The following is a 21206-nucleotide window of genomic DNA, read 5'->3' as shown; positions in this document are numbered from 1 at the left end:
AGCCGGCCGACCGGTTGTCGTTGAACGAGCCAGTTGGTTACCGTTGAATTGAAAGAATAATTGCCGTTGCGCCGACAACCAGCGTTCAGCTTGAAGAAACCCTGCGCCGTTGGTCAGACCGCCCGTTCCACGTCAGCCAGCCGGCTCGTTCAACGACAACCGGTCGGCCGGCTTGTGCCGGCGGACCGGCCTCGGCTCTGGCACTACTGACTGGGCCCCAAGAACTTGGTATCAGTTTCTGTTATCAATAGGCCCTGGCTGAAGATGCCGATGCGGATTTTCTGGTTGGTGGTGTGCAGGGCCGACCGGGGCAGCTCGGCAAAAAAGACGCCCTCCGTAATGCCCTGGGCGGGCAGTTGCAGGCCATCGGTGCCGACCAGCGCAATGTGGCCGCCGGCCGGCTCCAGCACCCGCAGCGTGAGGGGGTAGGGCTGGTTGGTTTTGTTGAGCAGCGAGATGTTGTAGAGGTTGGTAATGGTGCCGTGGTCGGTTTTCTGAAACAGCTGGCCCGGCGTGCGCAGCACCGTGGCCGCCACGTTGGCCCGCGAGGCCAGCAGGCCGACGAGCACCACCAGCAACACCCCGAGCACCCCCGACAGCGCCTTGACGCGGCCCGTGAGCCGGAAGTTGGTGCCCGTGGCAATGCCACTGACCGAGGCGTGGCGAATGAGGCCCTGGGGCAAGTTCACCAAATCCATAATGCTGTTGCAGGCGTCGATGCAGGCCGTGCAGTTGGTGCATTCGAGCTGGGTGGCCCCGTTGCGGATGTCGATGCCGGTGGGGCACACCTGCACGCACTGGTGGCAGTCGATGCAGTCGCCGGCGGTGCGGACTTCGTTTTTGCGGCGCTTTTCGCGCGGCTCGCCCCGTTGGTAATCATAGGCTACCACCAGGCTGTCCTGGTCGAGCAGTACGCCCTGCAAGCGGCCGTAGGGGCACACAATGGTGCACACCTGCTCGCGAAACCGCACAAATACGGCGTAGAATACGCCCGTGAATAACAGCATCGTGGTCAGGCCCTCCAGGTGGGCCGTGGGCGCGTCGGTGATGATGCGCAGCAGCGCTTCGGTGCCGATGATGTAGGCCAGGAACGTGTTGGCAATCAGGAACGAAACCCCTGCGAACAGCACGTGCTTGGTGGTTTTGCGCCATAGCTTGTCCCAGTCCAGCTCGCGCTTATTGAGGGCTTTTTGCTGGGGTGCGTCGCCTTCCAGCCAGTACTCGATGCGCCGGAATACCATCTCCAAAAAGATGGTTTGCGGGCACACCCAGCCGCAAAACACGCGCCCGTACACGACCGTGAACAGGATGATGAACACCAGAAACGTGAGCGTGGCCAGCAGCAGCACGAAAAAATCCTGGGGCCAGAAAATTTGCCCGAAGATGATAAACCGGCGCGCCGGCAGGTTTAGCAGCAGCACCGGCAACCCGTGAATGCGCAGCCAGGGCCCCGCAAACAGCACCGCCAAAAATCCGTAGCTCAGCCACTTGCGATAAGCGTAAAGCCGCCCGCCCGGCTGCTTGGGATACAGCCACACCCGCTCACCCGCTGAGCCTATCGTCGAGAGCGAGTCGCGGTACGAATTATCGGGCTTGGGTTGGGTAATGGGCATCAGGGAGTTGAAAAGAATCGTGAACCGGTCGGCCGGCTAGCGTTGCGCCGGTCCGCCGGCGCGAGCCGGCCGACCGGTTGTCGTTGCTGATGTTGTTAAGCTTGCGCAGTTGCCTCCCGCCCGCAACGACAACCGGTCGGCCGGCTCGCGCCGGCGGACCGGGCAACGACCACCAGACGGACGCAACGACAACCGGTCGGCCGGCTCACGCCGGCGGACCGGGGCAGCTACAGCTTGGCCACCGGCTTGCTGGCGGCTTCTTTTTCGCCCTGCGGCGCTTTGGGGTTGGCGGGTTTTGAGCCTTGCAGGCTCAGGGCGTAGGAGGCCACTTGCAGCATTTGCTTGCCCGAGAGCTTGCCTTTCCAGGCCACCATGCCCTTGCCGTTGACGCCGAACTTGATGGTTTTGTACACGTGGTTTACTTCGCCACCGTGCAGCCAGAATTCGTCGGTGAGGTTGGGGCCTACTTTACCCTCGGCGTTGGCCCCGTGGCAGGCGGCGCAGTTGGTGGCGAAAATGGTTTTGCCGCTGCCCAGGTCGGCCGGGGCGGTGAGGGCGGCGTAGGTCGTCACCTGGTTGGGGTCGTCGCCGCCCACGGGTACAAAGAGCGCGGCCTGCTGCATTTCGGCGGCGTACTCGGCCCCCTGCAACTGGCCCTTGCGCGCTACGTGGTAGTAGGTTACGTAGCTGATGGCGAACACCACCGTGAAGGCGAAGCCCCATTTCCACCACGGCGGTAAGTCGTTGTCAAACTCGTGGATGCCATCGTAGTCGTGGTCGAGCACCTCGTCGCGGTACTCGCCCTGCACCAAGCGGGCGTCGCCCACCAGCAGGCCCAGCACCCGGCCGCTCCAGGTGTTGTGCACCGTGGGCAGGTCGTAGAGCTGGCGCAATTGCGGCCGCATCCAGCTGATGAGCGCTACGAACAACACCAGAAACACCATTCCCACCAGTACCAGCGTGCTCAGCAGGAACCAGACCAGCGCATAATTCGAGTCGGCCGCCGCGGGGGTGCTGGTTGCCGCTGTTTGAGCCAGGGCGGGGCGGGTGGCCAGCAGCACCGCGCCGGCCGCCAGTAGTGCTTGCCTGGGCCGTATCATGCGTAAATAGCTTCTTCGATGGTGACTACTTGCGGAGCAGCTTTGGTCGTGACGGCCTGGGCCGCAGCCACTTCAATCGGTGCCGCCGCTGCCACCACAACTTCAGCAGTCGGCTTGCCTTGTTCCGCCTCGTAGCGGCGCTGGGCGGTCGAGGTCACCGAAACAGCGGTCATGACGGCCATGAGCAGCACCACACCGGCCAGAAACCACACCACCCAGCTCAGGAGAGTAGTGGGCGTAGGGCCGGCACTAGGCGTTTGGGCGACGGCCATAAAGCCGGTGAGCAGGCCCAGAAAAGTCAACGAGAAGGAGCGGAAGGTTAGCATAAAATGTCGTGGTTAAGGGTGGTTTTGAGCGTTTCTTCGTCGTCGCTAGCCAGCGGCAGCTGGCTCATGGTGCGTAGGTGTTGTTTGTTGGCCACCAGCACGTACACCAGCAGGGCTGTGAAAAAGAGGAAGAAAATGGCGAAGGAGATGAGCGGGTAAATCGTGATGCCCGCGATGGATTGCAAAACATTCTTTTCCATGATAATAAGTGAATTAAGGGTAGCGTGGCGGCCCCGTTACTGCGCCGCCGCCGTGGCGGCCACCTGCGCGGGCTTCACCTTGATGTCGGTGCCCAGGCGCTGGAGGTAGGCGATGAGGGCCACGATTTCGCGGTCCGATTTCACATCGATGTCCTCCGTTTTGAGGGCGGCGGCCACGCTGCGGGCCTGGGTTTCGGCGTCGGCCACGGCTAGGCGGTCGAAGCCGGCGGGGTAGGGCGTGCCCAGCTTTTGCAACACCCGGATTTTGGCCGGCAGTGTGCTGTTATCCAGTTGATTATCAAACAACCACGGGTAGGCGGGCATAATGGAGCCCGGCGACATGCTGGTGGGGTCCATCATGTGGTTGTAGTGCCACGAGTTGGGGTACTTGGCCCCCACGCGGTGCAGGTCGGGCCCGGTGCGCTTGCTGCCCCACAGAAACGGCCGGTCGTACACGAACTCGCCCGCCTTGGAGTACTCGCCGTAGCGCTCGGTTTCGGAGCGAAACGGGCGCACCATCTGGGTGTGGCAGTTCGAGCAGCCTTCCTTGATGTAGAGGTCGCGGCCCTGCAACTCCAGCGGCCGGTAGGGATGCACTGCCGCGATGGTGGGCACGTTGCTCTTGACCAGGAAGGTGGGCACCATCTCCACGGCCCCGCCGATGGCGATGGCCACCGTGGCCCCGATGCTGAGCTGCACCGGGCGGCGCTCAATCCAGCGGTGCCAGTGGCCGCCCTGGGCGTGCGGGTCCTGGGCTTCGGGCAGCAGTGCCGGGGCCTGGGCGGGCTCGTTGGCCAGCAGCGTGCCGGCCTTAGCGGTCTGGTACAAATTGTACATCATCAGGAACACGCCGCTCAAATACAGCACCCCGCCCACGCCGCGCAAATAGTACATCGGCACGAGTTGCAGCACCGTTTCCAGGAAGTTGGGGTATTGCAGCATGCCCTCGGCGTTGAACTGCTTCCACATCAGCCCCTGCGTGAAACCGGCCCAATACAAAGGCAGCGCATAGAACAAAATGCCCAGCGTGCCCAGCCAGAAGTGCGTGTTAGCCAGCTTCTTGGAAAACAGCGGCGTGCGGTACAAGCGCGGCCACAGCCAGTACAGCATCCCGAAAGTCAGGAAGCCGTTCCAGCCCAGAGCCCCCACGTGCACGTGGGCCACAATCCAATCGGTGAAGTGGGCAATGGCGTTCACGTTCTTGAGCGCCAGCATGGGTCCCTCGAAGGTGGCCATGCCGTAGGCCGTAATGGCCACCACAAAAAATTTGAGCACCGGCTCGGTGCGCACCCGGTCCCAGGCACCACGCAGCGTCAGCAGGCCGTTTATCATGCCGCCCCAGCTCGGCGCAATCAGCATGATGCTGAAGGCCACGCCCAGGCTCTGGGCCCAGTCGGGCAAGGCGGTGTACAGCAAGTGGTGCGGCCCGGCCCAGATGTAAATGAAAATCAGGGCCCAGAAGTGAATGATACTGAGTCGGTAAGAGTACACCGGCCGCTCGGCGGCCTTGGGCAAGAAGTAGTACATCATGCCCAGGTAGGGCGTGGTGAGGAAAAACGCCACCGCGTTGTGGCCGTACCACCACTGCACCAGCGCGTCCTGCACGCCGGCGTACATGGAGTAGCTCTTCATGAAGCTCACCGGCAGCGCCATCGAGTTCACGATGTGCAGCACGGCCACCGTGATGAACGTAGCGATATAAAACCAGATGGCCACGTACAAGTGCCGCTCGCGCCGCCGGGCAATGGTGCCAAACATATTCCAGCCAAACACCACCCAAATCAGGGTAATGGCGATGTCAATCGGCCACTCTAGCTCGGCGTATTCCTTGCTGGTGGTGTAGCCCAAGGGCAGCGAAATAACGGCCGATACGATGATGAGCTGCCAGCCCCAAAAGTGTATTTTGCTAAGCACGTCGGAGAACATCCGGGCCTTACACAGCCGCTGCAACGAATAGTACACCCCCGTGAAAATACCGTTGCCCACGAAGGCAAAAATTACGGCATTAGTATGCAGCGGCCGCAGGCGCCCAAACGTAGTGTAGCGCGTCACGTTCAGCTCGGGCCGGGCCAGCTCGAAGGCCACAATGACCCCCACCAGCATCCCGATAATGCCCCAGATGACGGTGGCCACGCCGAAGTCACGGACAATCTTGTTGTCGTAGAAAAACGACTCCACGCCCCGCGCGGGAGGCGGCAGGGCCGTCGGCCTGGTGGCGGGTAGTTCAAGTTCGGCTTGCATGCCCTGAGAAGTAGGTGATTTATTGCTCCAAAGGTCCCGCCCGACCCCGCCAGGCCACATGATGCCGCTTAAGCCCCGGCTTGATTGATATCAAATGCGCTTAGACGCACTTCTTCAGTCATGCATAGCTGCTTCCACCAGTTCAAGTACGCGTTGCCACGTAATGCCTTGGCGTTGTTCCACTGCCAGGAGGTGGGCTTCGTCAATCACCTCAATTTGAGGAATAATGCCGAACGTTTGGGTGCGCGCTATAGCCTTGATATTGAGCGTATTGGAATAGCCCGGCAACACAGTTTGAAACCAACCAAAATAGGCGGGCTCGTTCTCGCGGTCCAGGTCATTCCACCTCTCGTTTGTTCGAAGAAAATTTTCTTCGCTTACGCTTACCCAAACGTTCCAGCAGAATACCTCGGCTGAATCAACAATTGGAATTTCAACGCGTCCGCGAATGAAAAAGTGAGTTTCATCTACCACGCAAAGGCTCTCCGTGCATTCGACCCTCTCAGCTCTTTCTTCCGGCGGAACGCTGAAATAATAATCGGGGAATTCTGCCCCAAAGCACATGGGCATCTCCTCATGAAACTCGCCGCATCGGGAACAAGCGAAGCCCTGCATAAACAGCTCGGTTTTTAGCTCAGAACAAAGAATGCTCCGAAGGTAATTGCCCATGCAGGTAGTTATCCGTTCCAAGCCAGCAGTCAGCTACGGCCTCAACTCCGGCTCATCATCAAACAACATTCGCACTGAGGGCGTGTAGGCATCGTCGTATTGCCCACTGCGCACCGCCCACAAAAAAGCCGCCAGAAATACGAGGGCCACCAGCAGGCTGAGGCCAATCAACAGAAAGATAATAGCCATAAAATCAGTATTATAGTTGATAGCGTCGGGCCGACCAGCGTACCAGCAAAGTGGCCACCACCATCACGCTGAGCGAGCTGAGGGGCATTAGAATGGCCGACGCGATGGGCGTGAAATGCCCCTGCACGGCCAGCGTTAGCCCCACCGCGTTGTAGCACAGCGAGAGCGCAAACGTGGCCAGCACCGCCCGCAGGCAGGCCCGCGAGAAACCCAGAAACGTGGCCAGCCGCCCCAACTCCCCAGCTTCCAGAATGGCATCGCAGGCGGGCGAGAAGTTGGTGAGCGTGTCGGTGAGGGCGATGCCCGCGTTGGCAGCGCGCAGGGCCCCGGCGTCGTTCAGCCCGTCGCCAATCATCACTACGGTGTGGCCCCGGGCGCGCTCGGCGGCGATGTAGGCGAGCTTATCGGCCGGCGACTGGCCGAAGTGCAGCTCCGCCGCCGGGCCAAGCAATGCGCGCAGCCGAGTCCGTTCGGCGTCGGTATCGCCCGAGAGCACGGCCAGGCGGTAGCGCTGACCCAGGGCCGTTAGCACAGCCGGCAGGACCGGGCGGTACACATTGCGAAAGGTGAAATAGCCGGCTGGCTCTCCATTCAACGCTACGTGCACGCAGGTTTCGGGCGCGTCAGCCGGTCCGCCGGCGCTGGCCCCTACAAACGCCGCTGACCCTAGCCGCAGCGATGGCCCGCCGGCGGCTGTGGCGCTGAGGCCCTGGCCGGGGTACTCCTGGCAGGTGGCCAGGGGTAGGGCTTCGGTGGCTAGCTCGTGGGCCAGGCGCTGGCTGAGGGGATGCGTGGACTGCGCCGCCGCGGTAGCAATAAGTTGTTTTTCAAGTGGTAACAACGGCCGGCCGTAGTACTGCACCGCTGACTTGGTAGGGTCGGTGAGGGTACCGGTTTTGTCGAACACCAGCGTATCGGCCCGGGCCAGGGTTTCGATGACGGCGGCGTTTTTGAGGTAGAGCTTGTGACGACCCAGCACCCGCAGCGCCGCCCCCAGGGCGAAGGGCGTGGCCAGCGACAGCGCGCACGGGCAGGCAATAACCAGCACCGAGGTGAAGGCCCGCCACATGGTGGCCTGGTCGCGGGGCCCCCAGTAGGCCAGCGTGCCGGCAGCCAGCAGCAGCGTGAAAGCCACGAAGTAGCGGCCGGCGCGGTTGGCGTAGGTTTCGAGGGTGGGGCCGGCGGCGTCCTTGGTGAAGGCGGGGTTGTTCCAGAGCTGGGTGAGGTAGCCCTGCGCCACGCCGCGCACCACTTCCAGCTCCAGGGCCTCGCCCAGCTGCCGGCCGCCGGCGTACACCAACTCGCCGGCGGCGCGGGTTACCGGGGTGCTCTCGCCCGACACGAATGAGTAGTCGATTTGGCCCGCGCCGCGCAGCAGCACGGCATCGACCGGAATCACCTCCTGGTGCCGCACCCGGATGCGGTGGCCCACCGCCAGTTCCTGCACCGAAATCGACTGCTCGCCGGCTGGCGTGAGGCGCGTCACGGCCACCGGGAAGTAGGCCGTATAGTCGCGGTCGAAGCGCAGCGCATCGTAGGTGCGCTGCTGCAACCACTTGCCAATCAGCATAAAAAACACCAGTCCGGTAAACGAGTCGAAGTAGCCCGGCCCGCGCCCCGATAGCACCTCAAACGTGCCGATGCTGAACAACGAAGCCAGCCCCAGGCTGATGGGAAAATCGAGGTTGATGTGGCGCTGCCGCAGCCCCTGCCCGGCCGAGCGGAAAAACCCGCGGGCACTGTACAGCAGCACCGGCAGCGCCAGCGCCAAGCTCAGGTATCCAAAAAACCGCCCAAACCCGGCCTGCAAGTCCTCCACGAACGAGAAGTACTCGGGCAAAGCCAGCAGCATCACGTTGCCGAAGGCGAAAGCCGCCAGCCCCAGCTGGTAGTACAAGGTGTGGCTGGCGCGGTGCGGCTGCGCGCCCAGCTCGGCCAGCGTAATCTGCGGCTCGTAGCCCACCGAGGCCAGCAGCTGCACCACCTCGGGCAGGCTAATGTCGGCTAGTAAGTAGGTGATGGTGATTTCCTTCCGCAAAAACTGCACCCGCGCCTCCACCACGCCGGCGTGCAGCCGGGGCAGGTGCTCGAGCAGCCAGATGCAGGAGGTGCAGTGCATCTGGGGCACGTGCAGCGTGAGGCGGCCCCGCTCGGCCGAGCGAAACGAGAGCAGCTGCGCCTGCACGGCCTCCGAGGCCAGGTAGTCGAAGCGGCCGGGTAGCTCTATCTCCTTGATTTTCAGCCCCGGTTGTTCGCCCAGCGCGTAGTAGGTGCAAAGCTGGCTGGCATCCAGCAGCTCGTACACGGTGCGGCAGCCGGCGCAGCAAAACGGCAGCTCGGCCAGACGCAGCGGCTCGGCCGGGCAGGCATCGCCGCAGTGGGCGCAGGCCAGGTTAGTGGCGGGTGATTCGAGAATAGCGGGCACGGGCGGACACAAGGGGGGTAGGGCCGCAAAGCTCCGGCCGCCGCTGCGCGGCAGCCATGATGCGCGTCAGGTCCGCGCTTGATTGCGGTTGGCGCGTGGCTAGCTAGTCTTGAAGTGAGCATTTACCTGATTTTAATCAGGTAAATGCTCACTATTTGTCACGGTTGCGCGCGCGGGGAAAGCCGAATTTTGTCTTTTACACCCGCCGGGGCGCGCCCCGGTCGGCCGGCTCACGCCGGCGGACCGGACCAGGCGCGCACCCTTTTGAACACAAAATGTACATTATCAACAACTTACTACACGCCCGCCGCCGCCAGCAGGCTGGCCACGAGCGCGTCGCTCTCGGGCCAGCCGGGCTGCCGCCACAGCTCAATGCCCTCGCGCACCAGCACGCAGGCGGGCAGTTGGGCCACGGCAAAGCTGCGCACCACGCTGGCGTGGGCGTCGTCGTCGAGACGCAGCACCCGCACGGCGGGGCCCAGCCGGCGCTGGAGGTCGTCGAGCTGGGCCGGGGTGGGCAACTGGCCGGCCCGGCCGGCCGGCACCAGCACCAGCAGCACGGCGGGCGCCAGCAGGTCGGGCGGGAAGGGGGCAATGGACATGGGCGGCGGAAAATCGAATGTGGGCAGCAAAAGTATTTCGCCCCGCCCCGCCCGGCCATGATGCCCGATAGACCGCCGCTTGATAGTCATCAATTCCCTCGTTGCCCCGGTCCGCCGGCCGACCGGTTGTCGTTGCGCAAGCCCAGCCATAACAACGAAAACCGGTCGGCCGGCTAGCGCCGGCGGACCGGCGCGGCCGATTCGATAAAACCCGTTTTTTTCTATGCTCAGCGACCCTTTTAGCAGTGCCGCCGCCGAAGTGCTCATCACCCAGGCCCCCGATTTTGTGGGCATTTACGACGTGGCCGAGGGCTGGTTTATCCGTATCAATCCGGCCGGGGTGCGGCTGCTGGGCTACCCCTCCGAGGAAGCTTTTTTGGCTGACCCCGCGCGGGTGCTGCCCACCCCCGCCGTGCCGCCCGCCCGCTGGGCGCACCTGCGCGAGCTAGCCCGGCGCGCGGGGCCCCAGGCCCTGGAGGCCGAGGTGGGCCGGCGCCAGGGGCCGGCGTTCTGGGGGCGCATCGAGCTCACAGCTTTTCAGGTGAAAGGGGCTGAATACCTGTTAGTTCGCCTCAGCGAGCAGGGGCGTTTGCAGCAGGCCGAGCGCGAGCTTGCCCAGAGCGTGCGGCGCTTCGAGGCCGTGTTTACGCACGCCACCATTGGCATTGTGGTGTGCGACGAGCGGGGCCGCATCGTGTCGGCCAACCAGCTAGCCCACCAGCTGTTTGGCTACGCGGCCGGCGCGCTCGATGACCAGCTTATTGAGGTGCTGGTGCCCCAGGCAGCCGGCCGCCGCCACGAAAAGCTGCGCGAGTCGTTCACGGCGCGCCCGCAGGTGCGCACCATGGGGGCCCACAACGGGGAACTGCAAGGCCTGCGCCACGACGGCTCGGTGTTCCCAGTCGAGGTCAGCCTGAGCTACTTCTACCTCGATGAGGAGCTGTACGCCGTATCGTATATCCTCGACATTACCTATAAAAAAGAGTTTGAGCAGCAGCTTATTGCCGGCAGCCAGCGCGTGGCCGCTCTCAACGCCGACCTGGAGCAGCGCGTGACTGAGCGCACCCACGCGCTCATGAATACCCTGGAGCAGTTGCAGCTGCGCAAAAACGAGCTGGCCAAGGCCCTGGCCGCCGAGCAAGAGCTGGGCGAGCTCAAGTCGCGCTTCGTAAGCATGGCCTCGCACGAGTTTCGCACCCCGCTCACGGCCGTGCTCACCTCGGCCGCGCTCATTGCCGAATACCCGGCCACCGAGCAGCAGGACAAGCGCCTGCGCCACATCGAGCGCATCCGCACGTCGGTGACACATTTGAACGATATTCTGGAAGAATTTCTGTCGGTAGGGCGCATCGAGGAGGGTAAAATTGAGGCCCACCCGGCCCGCCTCGACCTGCCCACGCTGCTGCGCGACGTGGTGACCGACGTGCAGGGCCTGCGTAAGCCCGGCCAGCGCATCGAGCAAACCACCGACTGCCCGGAGCCTATTTGGCTTGACCCCTCGCTGCTGCGCAAAATCCTGGTCAACCTGCTCTCCAACGCCCTCAAGTACTCGGGCGAAAACACGGTGGTGGCGGTGGCCGCCGCCTGCCAGGCGGGCGCGCTCACGCTCACCGTGGCCGACCAGGGGGTGGGCATTTCGGAAGAAGACCAGGCGCACCTGTTCGAGCGGTTTTTCCGGGCCCGCAACGTCACCAACGTGCCCGGCACCGGCCTGGGCCTCTACATCATAGCCCGCTACCTGGAGCTGCTGCACGGCCGCATTGCCTTGCACAGCGCCCTGGGCCAGGGTACTACCGTCACCATTACCGTTCCGTATGAAAACCATTCTGCTGATTGAGGACAACGACTTCATCCGCGAAAACACCGCCGAAATTCTGGAGCTCACCGGCTACACCGTGCGTACCGCCGCCGATGGCCAGGCCGGCGTGACTCAGGCCCTGGCCGAGCGCCCCGACCTGGTGCTGTGCGACATCATGATGCCGGTGCTCGACGGCTACGGCGTGCTGCACATCTTCAACCAAAACCCGCGCCTGACCGGTGTGCCCTTCATCTTCCTCACCGCCCGCACCGAGCGCGCCGACCTGCGCCGCGGCATGGCCCTGGGGGCCGACGACTACCTCACCAAGCCCTTCGAAAAGAGCGACTTACTGAGCGCCGTGAGCGGCCGCCTCAGCCGCTTTCAGCACCTCCAGCCCACTTACGACCTGCGCGCCAACGGCCTGCCCGATTTCCTAGCCGATGCCCAGCAAACGGGCAGCCTGGCCGGCCTCTCGGCCGACCGCCGGCCCCACGCCGTGCCCCGCCGGCAGATTATTTACGCCGAAGGCGACGAGGCCACCCGCCTCTACTTTGTGCAGGCCGGCCGGGTCAAAATCAGCAAAACCACCGCCGCCGGCAAGGAGCTGATAACGGGTATTTGCGCCGCCGGCGAGTTTTTTGGCTACCGGGCCCTGCTGGCCGGCTCGCCCCACCACGACGCGGCCGTGGCCCTCGACGACTGCACGCTGCGCTACATTCCGGCCGACGACTTCACTCAGCTGCTTCTGCGCAATCCTGCGGTAAGCCAGCAGTTCGTGCGCATGCTGGCTGGCCGCCTCGACCAGCAGGATGCGCAGCTGCTGGACCTGGCCTATGGCTCGCTGCGCAAGCGCGTGGCCGACAGCCTCTTGCACCTGCACGCCCAGCAATCGCGGCTATCCCCCGCCGACCCGCTCATCCAGCTGGCCCGCGAGGATATGGCCGCCCTCATCGGCACCACGCCCGAGTCATTGAGCCGCATCCTGAGCGAGTTCCGCCAGGAGGAGAGTATTGAACTGACGCCTAAGTTTATCAAAGTCCTGAAGCCCGAAAAGCTGCGCCGCAGCAACTGGTGAGTGGCCGCTTTTGCAACCGGTCCGCCGGCCCCGGTCCGCCGGCGAAGCCGGCCGACCGGTTGACGCGTGAACGATGACTGCACGACCCGCTAGGCGGCGCACGCGTCAACCGGTCGGCCGGCTTCGCCGGCGGACCGGAGCAAACCGAGCCATACTGCTACCATTGCTTGGCCAAAGGCACTGCGTAACAGTAGTTAATAACTATCATAATTTTCCCTTCAGTCCCACTTTGCGCGCTAGCGCCGACACTTCCGGCACCAGCCCGGTAATCAGCAGCCCTGCCCCGTAGAGCACCGTGAGCACACCGCCGCGCAGCAGCAGCGTCAGCCAGATATTGGCGGGGGCGGGTAGCGCCCAGGCCACAAAGGCCGCGCCACCCGCCAGCGCCAGGATGTAGGCAATGCGCCTATCAAACGGCTGCCAGCCGAAGCTGTGCCACACAAACCAGGTGCGGCCCAGGTTGAAGATAATGAGGGCCAGCGCGTTGGAGAGAGCTGCCCCAGTAAGGCCCAGGCGCGGAATGAGCAGGTAATTGAGCAGGATAATGCCTATGGTGAGCCCCAGGTTGAACACCAAATCGTAGCGGTAGCGCGGCGACGTGACCACGATAATGCCGTTCACGCCCGTAATGCCGTCGGTGAGGCGGCCGGCCAGCAGCAGCAGCACGCCCACCGTGCCCGCCGCGTAGGCCGGCTTGTGAATAAGGGCGTAAATAAATGGTAGGTTGAGGCCAATGCCCAGCGCCAGGTAGCTGCCCAGCGCGGTAGTGAGGCGGGTGGTGCGCTGGTAAAAATCCAGCATTTTATCGGTCGCGCCTTCCTTCCAATACTCGGCAATGAGTGGGTGGGCCGTTTTGTATAGCGCCCGAAACGGGATGGCGAGCGCCGTGCTAATATTGAGGGCGATGGTATAAATACCCGCATCGGCAAAGCTGTGCGAGCCCAGCATCAGCGAGTCGATGGTGACTAGCAGCGTGCCCGAGATGTTGCCCAGCAGCGCAAAGCCGCCAAAGCGCACCAGCTCGCCAATGGGCCGCACCCGCAGCACCGCCCGCGTGGGCCGCAAATGCAGTTCGCCAATAAAAGCTAAGTAGCTCAGCAACAGCACCGAAATGGTAGCGCAGCTGCCCAGGTAGACCAGCACAAACCCATCGAACGACAGGTAGCCCATGCCGTAGAGCACGGCCGCCCCCATGATGAGCAGCCGCTGCACCACATCGGTCAGAAAAGAAGAGAACGACGTGTGAAACAGCGACTTAGTATACGCCTCCAGCAGGTTGTATATGAGGATGCACAGCGCCAGCGCCAGCATCATGGGGTAGTGCGGCCCCAGCATGCCCGCATCGTGGGCATACCAGCGCAGTACCAGCGGCCGGCCCAGCCACAGCGCGCTCGCCACCACCCCAAACATGGCCAGCGGCAGCGCCAGCAGCAGCACCAGGTAGCCCGAGTGCCCCGCCTCCCGGTTGCGGAAGTACGGGAAATACCGCATGGTGGTATTCGTAAAGCCCAGCGCCGATACCAGCGCGCCCATGGTAGCCAGGCTCAGCAGCACCGATACCAAACCCAGCTGCTCCGGGGCCAGTAGCCGCGGCAGCACCAGCGTAGTATTGACAAAGCCAATGCCCAGCCCGACGTACGAAATAAATGTGTTGCGCAGCCCCTGCCGCCTTACGATACCCAATTTTTACTGCTGAAGGATAAATTAGAAAGTTGTGCTAACGGTTTGGCCGGTAAACTCCTGCCAAACTTCACTGCCCGTTAAAAAAGCTGCGCCCTGCTGCTGCAAATGCGCCATTATTTCGTGAAATTGCTGCGGGCCATTCCGAGTATTGGCCGGGTCAAAATTCTCGTTGTGCCATAGCACGGAGGCCACGCCACCAAAGCGCTTTATTTCCGCAAAAACCGGTTGGAGCGCGGGCAGCATTTCGGCTGGTTGAAGCTGCAAATAATTAGGGTGATGCAGGGTAGCATCCATCACGTTGAGCGGAATTTCCAGAAAACCGAACGCCTCCGCATGGCTGAAATTGAAGGGATAAAATGGCAAACAGAAGCTATGCCGAAATCCGAAATGCTCGGCAAACCCCAAGGTGCTGTCGTAAATAAAGGTATCAGTTGCTATCGGGCTGAAAGTGACTATAACTGGGGTAATGCGAGGTTCCCAGCTTAAATAATGAAAACGGCAACCCGCCGCGTTAAAGGGGATTTCCTTACTGGAAATACCTATTTGCCCCGTGCTTGTACCGATAGCGTTGTGCAGCCCCAACTCACAGCCCTGTTTTTCTAGCTGCCATAGCCGCTGCTTTAGTTTAGACGTGAGGCGATAGTCGGCATTGGGAGTGCCATTGGCCGATTTTTTATGAGTGGGCAGAATGAAAAACGTAGACTTGGCCCCGTACTGCGCCGTGGCAGCGGCTACGGCTTCCAAATTATCCCAGGCATCGGGCTGGGTGAAATGCTGCCAGGCTAATTTGCTGAATAAACTCAGTTTGCGCTGTTTCAAGGCCGCCTTAGCCGGGGCTTTCCAGGCGCTGCGCAGGTTGTCGATATCGTGCGAGATGAAGGCGGCAAAATCAGCTTGTTGGCTGCCCCAGCGGCGCGGGTTCAGCACCTGTTTGCTCACGTGCTCAATCGCTGTTTTCAGGATGTCGAAATAATAATTAACGACTGGCAGCGTCACAAAATCATACAGTTTCTGCACGCTGGCCGCGTACGGAAAGCGGCCGTGTTGGTCGCGCTCCGTCGAGAAATATTCCTGCCAGCCGCTTAATAAATAAAACGCCGCTGAAATAATATCCGCCCCAATAAAAGCCTTGTCGTCCTGCAAAACTAACAGCGGTTTTTCCGGCGAATTATCGAAGAGAAACGGCACTCGCTGGCCCTGCCAGTCACGCCAGTTGGGGGCGGCTGGGTAAGGCTGGGCTTCCGCGAAAAACTGCCCGCTGCCCGCCGCAATTTCCACCTGGGGCTGGTGGTTGGCGTAGCCTACCAACACGGCCGGTGCGCCGGGGTAAGCCAGCCGAAAATGGTCGAGCACATACGCGAGCCGCGTTTCGGTTGAAACGGAAACTGGAACCAGCGGTGGCAAAGTAGTAGGCTGCATAAGAACCACGAATTTACGCCGCTATGGCCTGGGCCGCCAGCCACCCGGCCAACTGGCTTAGCGCCAACTCGCGGCTGTGGCCTTCATCGGGGGTGCCGAGGGTGGCGTTGTAGTAGGCCGCCCGTTGGTAAAGGTCGGCCGGCTTGTGCTGGGCCAGGCGGGCCAGGGCGGCGGCTAGCTCGGGCAGCGAGTGGGCCCACTCGCTGAGGCCGCGAGCGGCGTAACCGTAGTAGTCGGCCAGGGTGGGGGTGGGCGTGAATCGGTAGTACACGCTGGCTACGTTGAGCAGCGTGGCTTCGAGGTGCGTGCTGGTGTCGGCGGCTACCAGCGCATCGTGGGTTTGCAGAAATTGAAATACGTTTTCCTGCTGGGAGTCAGACCATTGCAACGCCGGTAGCGCCTGACGCAGGGCGGTGAAGTCGCGTCGGTCGCCGGGGTGGGGGCGTAGGGTAAACGTAAGCGCTGGTAGCTCGCGCAGCAGGTAGGCCAGGGTATCGGCCAGGACGGGCAGCTCGTCGAGCAGGTTGCAGGCCACGGCTACGCGGCGCACCCGCGGCGCGGTGTTGCGCTGGCTCAGGAAGGCGTCGGCCTTGGGCATGCCTACCAGCGCCACGCGGCCGCGCACGGGGCCACAGCGGCGGTATTTGTCCAGCGCATCCTGGCCTTCAAGCAAGCTCAGGTCGAAGCCCAGCGGCGGGAAGCTGGTGCTTACGCTGGCGTGCTGCACGTAGGCGGTGGGCACGCCCTCGGCGCGGCAGGCCAGCAGCAGGGCGCGGGCGTCGTCGTTGTGGTCGTTGGCAAAAACCACGGCCCGCGGGCGGTAGTGGCGCAGCGCCCGCCGGTACACTTCGTAGTAGCCCACGGCGTAAAAAATGAGGTCGAAAAACCGCAGTGCCCGGCCGCCCACGGCGCGGCGCAAACCCAGAAGCGCGCCCGGGTACTGCCCGTAATACAAGATTTTACGCCGCAACGATAGCCGGTTGACCACTGCCCCGTAGCGCCCGATGTTTTTGCCTTGGCCCGCCACCAGCACGGCATCGGGCCGGGCGTCGGCAATGAATTTTAGTGCTTCATAATTATTGGCGCTTACCACGTACAGCCATACCGCACCGCGCAGCTGGCCGGGGTTTTTAATCGGTTGAAACAAGTGCCCCACCAGCCGCAGCCCCGCGTAGCCCAGCACCCGCGCCAGCCGCCGCAGCGGGTTGGCGGGCGAAATGCCCGTCAGCACCGCCGCCGGAAACGCCGCGAAGTGGTCGCTTAGGCGCACGTAGAGAATGTCGCGTAGCCGGGGGATGAGATGGGATAACTGATTGAGCATTAATCAGAATAATCTAAAAAATAAGAACGTCATGCTGAGCTTGTTGAAGCATCTCTACCACGCCGTTGGGGTTAGTAATCAACTGGCGTGGTAGAGATGCTTCACTGCGTTCAGCATGACGTTCTTTATAGTTACGAACGCTACAAAATTATCCAAGAGCGCTACCCAATGTGCCGCACCAGCATAAACGCCTCGGCCAAAGGCTGGCCCGTAACCACGCCCCAGCGCTGGGCCAGCAGGCGCAGCGCTTCGGGCGAACGGGGGTGCGGAAAGGTGCGCTTCTCGAATTTGTAGGCCTCCATGCCGGCAATTTTGGCGGCCACATCTTCCTCATTTACAGCGAGAAAGAAATTGGGCAGGAACGGCTGCGGGTAGCTTGCGGCTTGCCACTCGGTGGAAGAGGGCGTTTCGCAGGCCAGGATGGTGCGCGGCGGCTCGCCGGGCAGTGGGCGGCAGGCCGTAACCACCGCCTCGAAGGTGCGGCGGTGGTCGATGTTGGTATCGCCGCCGTGGTGCGTGAAAATAAGGTTGGGCTGAAACGTCTCCTTCTCGTGCTCCACTACTTTGATAATGTCCAGTAAATCAACCGAATCGAAGCGGTTGTCGGCAAAGTCGTAGATGCCCGTGGAGGCGTAGCCGATGGCGGCGGCGGCCCGCGCAATGTTGGCGCGGTGGGTGGCCAGGTCAGCGGCCCAGTGGGCGGTGTCGCGGGTGGCGGTGCGCGAGGTCAGGCCTTCGCCCAAAATCACGGCCCGCGCCTCGCAGCCGTGCCGCTGCACCAGCCGGTGAATGGTGGCCCCGAGGCCCAGTAGCTCGTCATCGGGGTGGGCTACCACGACCAAAACCTTCTGATTATTAATACTAAGCGAAGTCATCGGGCGAGTAAAGCAGGCGGTGGTATTCCTCGGGCAGCGTGGACGTAAACGGCTGGCCGGTATAAAATTTGATGCCGCGGCGGCGCAGGTAATCGCGGAAATCCTCCTCGGTGCGCGTAAACACGCCGGAAGCCTTCATCGTGGCCAGATGAAATACCACCTCGTTGCAGGTGATGGTCTGGTTTGCTTCGTTGTAGCTAAGGTCGGCGTGCAGGTTTTTGTAGTCGGCCAACTCGGCGTAGTCGGCTATTATTTGGCGCACCAGGGTGGCGTTGCGCGCCGGGTCCTCGTTGGGATACACGTGCTCGCGCAGCACTTTCACCGGAATGCCGCCCGCCAGGCATCCATCAGGTAAATCTTTGTTAATTAAGGAGTTAGTACCCACTACTACATTGTTGCCAATGCGCCGGTTGGGCAGTACAGTGGTGCGGGCCGGCAGCCACACGTGGTGCCCAATGCTGACGGGCCCAAAGTCGGCCGGAAAGCCATCCAGAATGGGCAAAAACGAGCCGTGCGTCCAGATGGCCACGTCTTCGCCCACGCCCACGTACTCGCCAATGTCAATGCGGTGGTTGGTGTTGAGGGTGATGCGGGCGCAAATCATCGAGTACGACCCCACCGTGAGGTGCGCGTTGGGACTAAACTTGCCGCCGTGGCCCACCGTCACGTGCGAGTCCCAGTACACGTACTCGCCCAACTGGATAGTGCGGGCCGTGAGGTTGTTATGATGCCCAATGGTGGTGAGCGCGCCAATCTCAAGTCGCTGGCCCACCAAAAAAGAGTTGTGCTCGCCAATGGTCACATTATCGCCAATCACGCACTCGGTGGCCCGAATAGTGGTGTGTGGCCCCACGTGCACGTTGTGGCCCAGCGTAAGGCGCTCGGCAATGATGTAGCTGCCGTTTTCGAAGCGGTGAATTTGCATAGGAGAATAGGGTGGGAAGATAAGATGTTGATTGTGAAGACAATTAAAAGGACGTCATCCAGACCGAAGGGAAGCATCTCGTGTGGGGTGGTAAACTCAAACGTTAGGATTACTATCCCACGCGAGATGCTTCCCTTCGGTCTGCATGACGTCCTTTTTGCTATTCTTGATTACAGCATGTCCCAGCCCAGAGCCGTGCCCCGGCGCAGCGCGCGGCGCGCGGGCCGGCCCAGCACCTGGGGTAGGAAATGCGGCGCCAGACCGTGGCCGGGTCGGATAACGCGCACGTTATCAGCGGTTAACACTTCGCCTTCGGTTACATCCTGCACCACGTACAGGGAGCGGCGGAAGGCCAGCGACTTGCGCTCGGCGGCGGTGGGGCCGTAGTACACGCCGCCGAGCGCCTGCTGGGCCTGGCGGCACTCGTGCACGAGGTGGGCCATTTCGGCGGGCTCCATCGAGAAGGAGCCGTCGGGGCCGCCGTCGGCGCGGCTCAGGGTGAGGTGCTTTTCGATGACGGTGGCCCCAAGCACGGTGGCGGCCACGCTCACGCCGGTGCCCATGGTATGGTCGGACAGACCAACTTGACAATCAAAGAGTTGGCGCAGGTGCGGGATGGTGCGCAGGTTGGTGTTGAGCGGCTCGGCGGGGTAGGTGCTGGTGCACTTGAGCAGCACGAGCTGCTCATTACCCTCGCCCCGCACAATGCTGACCACGCGCTCTAAATCAGCCAAGTCGGCCATGCCGGTAGACACGATAATGGGCTTGCCGGTTTGGGCGGCGCGCCGAATCAGGGCCGGCCAGTTGTTCTCAAACGACGCGATTTTGTAGGCCGGGCAGCCCACGCTTTCCAAAAACTCGATGGCCTCGATGCCAAACGGCGAGCTGAAGCCCACCATGCCACGCTCCTGGGCGCGGGCAAAAATGGCGGCGTGCCACTCGAAGGGCGTGAAGTTGGTGGTATACAGCTCGTAAAGCGACTGGCCTTCCCAGTCCTGGTTGGCCCCGCGCACCACAAAGTCGGGCTCGCGGCTGTCGAGCGTGAGCATTTCGGGCGTGCTGGTTTGAATTTTCAGGCCCTGGCAGCCGGCATCGGCCGCAGCATCCACAATGGCCAGGGCGCGCTCCAGCGACTGGCCGTGGTTGCCCGACATTTCGGCGATAATAAAAGGCGGCTGGCCAGCCCCAATTCGGTGGCCTCCCAACAGAATATCCTGCATAACAAGTAGTTAAAAATCAAGCGGAAAGTCGAGTTGAAATACCTCGTAGCCTTCGCCCCGCAAAGTAACGGCCGCCTGCCGCACAAACCGCAACCCCTCAAACACCCGCGCCGAGGCCACGTTGCCGGCCTGCACCTGGCCCCGCACCGCGCCGCCCGCCAGGTGGGGCCGGTCGTGGCGCAGCCGCTGCAAGGCCCGCCGCAGCACCACGGCACCCAGCCCCCGGCCCCGGTGCGTGGCCGCCACCGAGTAGTCGATGAGCCCCGGCTGGCCCGGCCCATCGAACTCGATGCGCATTTGGCCCACGGGCTCGCCGCCGGCGGTGCTCAGCACATAGAGGTAAGAATCAATGTCTTGCAAGCGCCGCGTAAACCAAGCTGTGTGCGTTTCCCAAGAAATGGGCTCGGGATGAATAGCGAATTGACGTACGGCCGGGTCATTGGCCCAGTCGAAATAAAGCTCCGCATCGGCCGCCGTGGTACGGCGTAGCGTATATTGTTGACCAGCAGATAATTCGCTGAAAACGGCTTGCAGGCGCTCTCCGGCTCGGCTATCGAACAGCGCCCGTTGCCGGTGTAGCTGGCGGGCGGCCAGGGCCGGTAATTCCGCCTCGGCCAGCGCCAGGCCGGCGGCCAGCGGCAGGGCCAGTTCTTGGCTCGTGAGGAACTCAAACAGCGCCCGCTGATTATCGGCCGTGGGGTGCAACAGCACCGCGCCGCCCGCCGCGCAGCACTCGTAGGCCACGCCGCTGGGCGGGCATACAAATACCTGGCAAGTGCGTAGTAAAGCAGCCATCTCCTTGGCCGATAGGTTGTTATGCAGCATCACCAGCGCATCGGCCGCCGTGGCGGCTTGCAGCACCGCTTGGTGCGGGTACGCCGCCCCCGTCACTACCGCCACCTGATAGGCCGGAAACTGCTGCCGCAGCAGCGGCAGCAGCGCCAGCGTCTGGTTGCCGGGGTCGGCCCCGCCCATGTTAAGAAACAGCCGGCGCGGCGCGTCGGCGCGCTGGCCGGGCGCAGACTGCCAAAAGGCGGGGCGCAGCAGGGCGTAGGCCGGCCCCAGGCACAGCCGGGCCAGCGGCACCTGGGCATATGCGGCGGGCGTTATACCACCGGCTTGGTTGAGTACTACATCGGCCCAGGCGGGGGCGGTTATTAGGTCATCGAGGCACACTAGCGCGATTCCGGTAGCAGCTAGCCGGCGCTGGTAGGTAGGGCTGAAGTAATAGCCATCGAGCACTAGTATATCAGTAGCAGTTAGCTGATTAGCAAGATAATCGGCTTCTAGCAGGCCAGGCGGAACGTCGGTCGGTACCGCTTGTAAGGCAATGCCAGCGGCAGCCAGCTGTTGCGCAATCGCCGGGGCCGGTTCGCGTATGATGAACGTAGCCGCGAAGGCTGGTTGCAGCGCCTGGGCCAGCGCCTGGCACCGCACCAAATGGCCCAGGCCGGTAGTTGTGGAGCCATCGACCCGAAACAAGAGGCGCGTAGCGGCAGGAAGAATGGGAGGGAGCAGCACTACC

Annotated in this window: 18 protein-coding genes; 2 read left to right on the top strand and 16 right to left on the bottom strand. The window is 62.6% G+C overall.

From position 1 onward, the window contains the following. Window positions 1-203: 203 nt before the first annotated feature. From ccoG to ACYVGC_RS01050, 9 genes are all read right to left on the bottom strand, one after another. Window positions 204-1613, bottom strand: a complete 1410-nt coding sequence (gene ccoG / locus ACYVGC_RS01090) for a CcoG/RdxA/FixG family protein (protein WP_460581928.1) — start codon at window positions 1611-1613, stop codon at window positions 204-206. A 227-nt stretch (window positions 1614-1840) separates the two neighbouring features. Then, window positions 1841-2713, bottom strand: a complete 873-nt coding sequence (locus ACYVGC_RS01085) for a cytochrome c family protein (protein ID WP_460581927.1) — start codon at window positions 2711-2713, stop codon at window positions 1841-1843. Further along, the gene (locus ACYVGC_RS01080) at window positions 2710-3039 is read right to left on the bottom strand and encodes a hypothetical protein (protein ID WP_460581926.1); all 330 of its coding nucleotides are present in this window, start codon (window positions 3037-3039) and stop codon (window positions 2710-2712) included. Before ACYVGC_RS01080 ends, ACYVGC_RS01085 begins: the two co-directional genes overlap by 4 nt. Then, complete coding sequence (locus ACYVGC_RS01075) at window positions 3033-3239, bottom strand: hypothetical protein (RefSeq protein ID WP_460581925.1); 207 nt, start codon at window positions 3237-3239, stop codon at window positions 3033-3035. The genes ACYVGC_RS01080 and ACYVGC_RS01075 overlap by 7 nt, the downstream gene beginning before the upstream one ends. 36 nt (window positions 3240-3275) lie before the next feature. Next, window positions 3276-5480 (bottom strand): bifunctional cbb3-type cytochrome c oxidase subunit I/II, encoded by a 2205-nt coding sequence (ccoN, locus tag ACYVGC_RS01070; RefSeq protein ID WP_460581924.1) that lies wholly within the window; start codon window positions 5478-5480, stop codon window positions 3276-3278. Window positions 5481-5594: 114 nt separating this feature from the next. Then, on the bottom strand, window positions 5595-6149 hold the full coding sequence (locus ACYVGC_RS01065) for a DUF2199 domain-containing protein (protein ID WP_460581923.1): 555 nt from the start codon (window positions 6147-6149) through the stop codon (window positions 5595-5597). 33 nt (window positions 6150-6182) lie between these two features. Beyond that, window positions 6183-6338 (bottom strand): cbb3-type cytochrome oxidase assembly protein CcoS, encoded by a 156-nt coding sequence (gene ccoS, locus ACYVGC_RS01060; protein WP_460581922.1) that lies wholly within the window; start codon window positions 6336-6338, stop codon window positions 6183-6185. A 10-nt stretch (window positions 6339-6348) separates the two neighbouring features. Further along, complete coding sequence (locus tag ACYVGC_RS01055) at window positions 6349-8763, bottom strand: heavy metal translocating P-type ATPase (protein WP_460581921.1); 2415 nt, start codon at window positions 8761-8763, stop codon at window positions 6349-6351. Between the two features lie 296 nt (window positions 8764-9059). Further along, window positions 9060-9395 (bottom strand): thioredoxin family protein, encoded by a 336-nt coding sequence (locus tag ACYVGC_RS01050; RefSeq protein WP_460581920.1) that lies wholly within the window; start codon window positions 9393-9395, stop codon window positions 9060-9062. 193 nt (window positions 9396-9588) lie between these two features. Here ACYVGC_RS01050 and ACYVGC_RS01045 point away from each other — a divergent pair, with 193 nt between their 5' ends. Beyond that, window positions 9589-11202: a sensor histidine kinase gene (locus tag ACYVGC_RS01045; RefSeq protein ID WP_460581919.1), complete on the top strand. Its 1614-nt coding sequence runs from the start codon at window positions 9589-9591 to the stop codon at window positions 11200-11202. Further along, window positions 11180-12238: a response regulator gene (locus ACYVGC_RS01040; RefSeq protein ID WP_460581918.1), complete on the top strand. Its 1059-nt coding sequence runs from the start codon at window positions 11180-11182 to the stop codon at window positions 12236-12238. The genes ACYVGC_RS01045 and ACYVGC_RS01040 overlap by 23 nt, the downstream gene beginning before the upstream one ends. A gap of 204 nt (window positions 12239-12442) precedes the next feature. Here ACYVGC_RS01040 and ACYVGC_RS01035 read toward each other — a convergent pair whose 3' ends face one another. From ACYVGC_RS01035 to pseG, 7 genes are all read right to left on the bottom strand, one after another. Next, window positions 12443-13921, bottom strand: coding sequence for an oligosaccharide flippase family protein (locus ACYVGC_RS01035; RefSeq protein ID WP_460581917.1), 1479 nt, complete (start codon window positions 13919-13921; stop codon window positions 12443-12445). Window positions 13922-13942: 21 nt separating this feature from the next. Further along, window positions 13943-15340 (bottom strand): polysaccharide deacetylase family protein, encoded by a 1398-nt coding sequence (locus tag ACYVGC_RS01030; protein ID WP_460581916.1) that lies wholly within the window; start codon window positions 15338-15340, stop codon window positions 13943-13945. A gap of 13 nt (window positions 15341-15353) precedes the next feature. Beyond that, window positions 15354-16661, bottom strand: a complete 1308-nt coding sequence (locus tag ACYVGC_RS01025; RefSeq protein ID WP_460581915.1) for a glycosyltransferase family protein — start codon at window positions 16659-16661, stop codon at window positions 15354-15356. A 161-nt stretch (window positions 16662-16822) separates the two neighbouring features. After that, on the bottom strand, window positions 16823-17536 hold the full coding sequence (locus ACYVGC_RS01020) for a PIG-L deacetylase family protein (RefSeq protein ID WP_460581914.1): 714 nt from the start codon (window positions 17534-17536) through the stop codon (window positions 16823-16825). Then, window positions 17523-18461 carry an acyltransferase gene (locus ACYVGC_RS01015; RefSeq protein WP_460581913.1) on the bottom strand — a complete coding sequence of 313 codons (939 nt, stop codon included), beginning with the start codon at window positions 18459-18461 and terminating at the stop codon, window positions 17523-17525. The genes ACYVGC_RS01020 and ACYVGC_RS01015 overlap by 14 nt, the downstream gene beginning before the upstream one ends. 170 nt (window positions 18462-18631) lie before the next feature. Continuing rightward, window positions 18632-19681 carry an N-acetylneuraminate synthase family protein gene (gene pseI, locus ACYVGC_RS01010; RefSeq protein ID WP_460581912.1) on the bottom strand — a complete coding sequence of 350 codons (1050 nt, stop codon included), beginning with the start codon at window positions 19679-19681 and terminating at the stop codon, window positions 18632-18634. A gap of 9 nt (window positions 19682-19690) precedes the next feature. Beyond that, on the bottom strand, window positions 19691-21202 hold the full coding sequence (pseG, locus tag ACYVGC_RS01005) for a UDP-2,4-diacetamido-2,4,6-trideoxy-beta-L-altropyranose hydrolase (protein WP_460581911.1): 1512 nt from the start codon (window positions 21200-21202) through the stop codon (window positions 19691-19693). Between the last annotated feature and the right edge of the window lie 4 nt (window positions 21203-21206).

Source organism: Hymenobacter arcticus (genome assembly GCF_054779975.1).
The sequence above is the reverse complement of the archived record's forward strand: the minus strand, read 5'-3'. Positions and strand labels throughout refer to the sequence as shown.